The sequence below is a fragment of the Cellulomonas sp. B6 genome, from assembly GCF_001462455.1.
Lineage (GTDB): Bacteria > Actinomycetota > Actinomycetes > Actinomycetales > Cellulomonadaceae > Cellulomonas.
Window position 1 is genome coordinate 1 of the sequence record NZ_LNTD01000002.1, and the last position, 3,935, is coordinate 3,935.

Annotated in this window: 6 protein-coding genes; all 6 read left to right on the plus strand. The window is 74.2% G+C overall.

Going from position 1 to position 3,935, the window contains the following annotated elements; translation table 11 throughout:
* Positions 1-329: cell division protein FtsQ/DivIB (locus tag ATM99_RS00025; RefSeq protein ID WP_190278735.1), on the plus strand; the 329-nt coding region annotated here is incomplete at its 5' end.
* A gap of 217 nt (positions 330-546) precedes the next feature.
* The gene (gene ftsZ, locus ATM99_RS00030) at positions 547-1,821 is read left to right on the plus strand and encodes a cell division protein FtsZ (protein ID WP_062100918.1); all 1,275 of its coding nucleotides are present in this window, start codon (positions 547-549) and stop codon (positions 1,819-1,821) included.
* A 6-nt stretch (positions 1,822-1,827) separates the two neighbouring features.
* On the plus strand, positions 1,828-2,610 hold the full coding sequence (pgeF, locus tag ATM99_RS00035) for a peptidoglycan editing factor PgeF (protein WP_062100919.1): 783 nt from the start codon (positions 1,828-1,830) through the stop codon (positions 2,608-2,610).
* 177 nt (positions 2,611-2,787) lie between these two features.
* Complete coding sequence (locus ATM99_RS00040; RefSeq protein WP_062100920.1) at positions 2,788-3,264, plus strand: cell division protein SepF; 477 nt, start codon at positions 2,788-2,790, stop codon at positions 3,262-3,264.
* Positions 3,265-3,267: 3 nt separating this feature from the next.
* A complete protein-coding gene (locus ATM99_RS00045) occupies positions 3,268-3,552 on the plus strand; it encodes a YggT family protein (protein ID WP_062100921.1) in 285 nt (94 codons plus the stop codon).
* Between the two features lie 169 nt (positions 3,553-3,721).
* Positions 3,722-3,935, plus strand: a 214-nt coding sequence (locus ATM99_RS00050; protein ID WP_190278736.1) for a DivIVA domain-containing protein, incomplete at its 3' end; no start/stop codon positions are given.

Below are 3,935 nucleotides of genomic sequence, written 5' to 3' on the forward strand. Positions count from 1 at the left end.
AGGAGGGCGTGCAGGTGGGCCGCGCCGACGCGCCGCCCGACGGGCTGCCCGCCGTCGACGTGCCGGTGGGTGACGAGCGCACGCTGACCGCGGTGCTGCGCGTGCTCGAGCAGCTGCCGCCCGACCTGCTGGGGCAGGTGCAGTCGGTGGCGGCGCGCACGCAGGACACCGTGACCATGCAGCTGCGCGACGGCCCGCAGGTCGACTGGGGGAGCGCCGACGAGACGCCGCTCAAGGTCGCGGTCCTCGGTGCACTGCGCGCGGCGCCCGAGGCCGCCGGGGCGTCGGTGCTCGACGTCTCGGCGCCGCGCATGCCGATCACGCGGTGACCGGACGAGCCCCGGCGCATCCGAGGGGACGATCCGCCGACACGCGCGGGGTGGTCGTTGCCCGACCGGGTGCGGCGACCTAGCGTCACGACACGACAACGCACCTGACATAACTCTCACCCTCAACCTGAGGGTGAAGGTTCACGCACCGGCCCCGCGCGACGGGGCGAGCAGCAGCGGCCGGCACGCCGCGATCCGCGAACGAGAGGCACCCACCGTGGCAGCTCCGCAGAACTACCTGGCGGTCATCAAGGTCGTCGGCATCGGCGGAGGCGGCGTCAACGCCGTGAACCGCATGATCGAGGTCGGCCTCAAGGGTGTCGAGTTCATCGCCGTCAACACCGACGCCCAGGCCCTGCTCATGTCCGACGCCGACGTCAAGCTCGACGTCGGCCGCGAGCTCACGCGCGGGCTCGGCGCGGGTGCCGACCCCGAGGTCGGCAAGAAGGCCGCCGAGGACCACGCCGAGGAGATCGAGGACGTCCTGCGCGGCGCCGACATGGTCTTCGTCACGGCAGGCGAGGGCGGCGGCACGGGTACCGGCGGTGCGCCGGTCGTGGCGCGGATCGCGCGCTCGCTCGGGGCCCTGACCATCGGTGTCGTCACGCGTCCGTTCACGTTCGAGGGACGGCGCCGCTCGGTGCAGGCCGACGCGGGCATCGACGCGCTGCGCGCCGAGGTCGACACGCTCATCGTCATCCCGAACGACCGGCTGCTGTCGATCTCCGACCGCAACGTCTCGGTGCTCGACGCGTTCCACTCCGCCGACCAGGTGCTGCTGTCCGGCGTCCAGGGGATCACCGACCTCATCACGACCCCCGGCCTCATCAACCTCGACTTCGCCGACGTCAAGTCCGTCATGCAGGGCGCCGGGTCCGCCCTCATGGGCATCGGGTACGCGCGCGGCGAGGACCGTGCCGTGCAGGCCGCCGAGATGGCGATCTCCTCGCCGCTGCTCGAGGCCAGCATCGACGGGGCGCACGGCGTCCTGCTGTCGATCCAGGGCGGCTCCGACCTCGGTCTGTTCGAGATCAACGAGGCCGCGCGTCTCGTGCAGGAGGCGGCGCACGCCGAGGCGAACATCATCTTCGGCGCCGTGATCGACGACGCCCTGGGCGACGAGGTCCGGGTCACCGTGATCGCGGCCGGGTTCGACAACGGCGGCCCCGTGCAGCGTCGCGACGGCCGCGCCCTCGGGCAGGTCAGCGGCGCGACGGCGCGTCAGGTGCCGGCGGTCGCCCCCGTGACCGCCCTGCCCGGCGCGTCGGCGTCCCCGACGCCGCGGCCCGTCCAGGTGCCGGACGAGGACCTCGTCCCCGTCGGCTCGTCGTCGGCTGGCACCGGTGCGCAGCAGGAGGTCCCGGCCTTCCTGTCGAACCAGTCCGAGCCGCCGGCGGCGACCGGGGCGCTCGAGGTACCGCGCGTGCTCGGCGAGGAGCCCCCCGCGCGGCGCGACCGCGACGAGCTCGACGTCCCGGACTTCCTCAAGTAGGTCGACGTGCCGGGGGAGCCCGCGCCCACGCACGACGTCGCTCTCGACGTCGTGCCGCTGGGCGCGGGCGTCCTCGCGGGGTTCACGTCCCGCGACGGCGGTGTCAGCGGCGGTCCGTGGGCGGGTCTCAACGTCGGGTCGGCCGTCGGCGACGACCCGGTCGCGGTCGCACGGAACCGGGACGCCGTCGCGCGTCGGCTCGGTGCGCCGCTCGTGCTCGTCACGCAGGTGCACGGTGCCGACGTCGTGGTCGTCGACGGTGCGGACGTCGCCGCCGGGACGCGCGCCGACGCGCTGGTGACCACGTCGCCCGACGTCGCGCTCGGCGCCTACGTCGCCGACTGCGCCCCCGTGCTGCTCGCCGACCCGGTGGCGCGGGTCGTGGCGGCCGTCCACGCGGGGCGGCCCGGGCTCGTCGCCGGCGTGCTGCAGGCGGCCGTGGCCGCGATGGTCGAGGCGGGCGCCGACCCCGGGCGGACGCGCGCGGTGGTGGGACCGTGCATCGCCGCCGCGTCCTACGAGGTGCCGGCCGCGATGCGCGACGACGTCGCGGCGCGGGTGCCCGCGGCCGCGGGTCTGACGACCGCCGGCACCCCGGCGGTCGACCTCGCCGCGGGTGCCCGCGCGGTGCTCGCGTCCTGCGGCGTCGCGCACGTGCGGGTCGACGGGCGGGACACGTACGTCGACCCGCGGCTGTACTCCCACCGGCGAGCCGTCCACAGCGGTGCGCCCGCGACGGGGCGGTTCGCGGGCGTGGTGCGGCTGCTCCCGGCCTCGGTCGACGCGTGACGCGGCCTGTTCCCGGCGCGCCGCGTCCCGAGTCCCGACACGCCCGCGTGTCGCCGAGCCGGTCGCGGCGCGCGTTGCTAGCGTGACCAGCGCAGGGACGTCCGGCACCGGTCCGACGGTGACGGGGCGTGCGGGGGCGCGGGAGTCGGGGAGACCTGGCGGATGGGAGACGACGCGATGGCCGGAGCGCTGCGCAAGACGATGCTGTACCTCGGCCTGGCCGACGACCGGTCCGACCACGAGGAGTACCTCGAGGAGTACGAGGAGACGGAGACCGCCGTGCCCGAGGAGACCTACGAGGCCCAGGTGACGCCGCTGCACCGCACGCCGCGCGTGCAGGCCGCGCCGGCGCCGCGCGAGGCCGGCGACCTGCGCCGCATCACGACGATCCACCCGCGCTCCTACAACGACGCGCGCAAGATCGGCGAGGCGTTCCGCGAGGGCACGCCGGTGATCATGAACCTCACCGACATGGACGACGCGGACGCCAAGCGGCTCGTCGACTTCTCGGCCGGTCTGATCTTCGGTCTGCACGGCGCGATCGAGCGGGTCACCGCCAAGGTGTTCCTGCTGTCGCCCGCGCACGTCGAGCTCGCGGGCGACTCCGCCACGCCCGAGCCTCCGGCGCGTGCCGGCTTCTACAACCAGAGCTGACGCGTGCGCATCCTCGCCAACCTGCTCTACCTGGTCGTCCTCGTCTTCTTCCTGCTGCTGCTCGTGCGGCTCGTGCTGGACTGGGTCCAGGTGTTCGCGCGCGAGTGGCGTCCGACCGGGTTCGTGCTGGTCGTGGCCGAGGTCGCCTACAGCGTGACCGACCCGCCCCTGCGCGCGCTGCGGCGCGTGCTGCCCCCGATCGGCATCGGCTCCGTGCGCCTGGACCTCGCGTTCCTCGTGCTCGCGCTGGGCTGCTCGTTCCTGCTGTCGCTGCTCGCACGCGTGTGAGCAGCCGCACGACACCGCGGCGGACCCGCCGTGACACGCACCGGGCGGCTCGTGCCGCCCGCGCACCAGGGGGCGTGCACCGCTCCGAAACTCCGCTACCGTGGCCCGAGGTGGTCGGTGGACTGACTGCCGCCGACCGGACCCAGTACGACCGACAGAGGTGACGACGATGGCACTGCTCACCGCAGACGACGTCCTGAACAAGAAGTTCCAGGCGACCAAGTTCCGCGAGGGCTACGACCAGGACGAGGTCGACGACTTCCTGGACGAGGTCGTCAACACCCTGCGGGACCTGCAGGGCGAGAACGACGACCTCAAGACGAAGCTCGCGGCCGCCGAGCGGCGCATCGCCGAGCTCAGCCGCGCCGGCGCCCAGCAGGCCG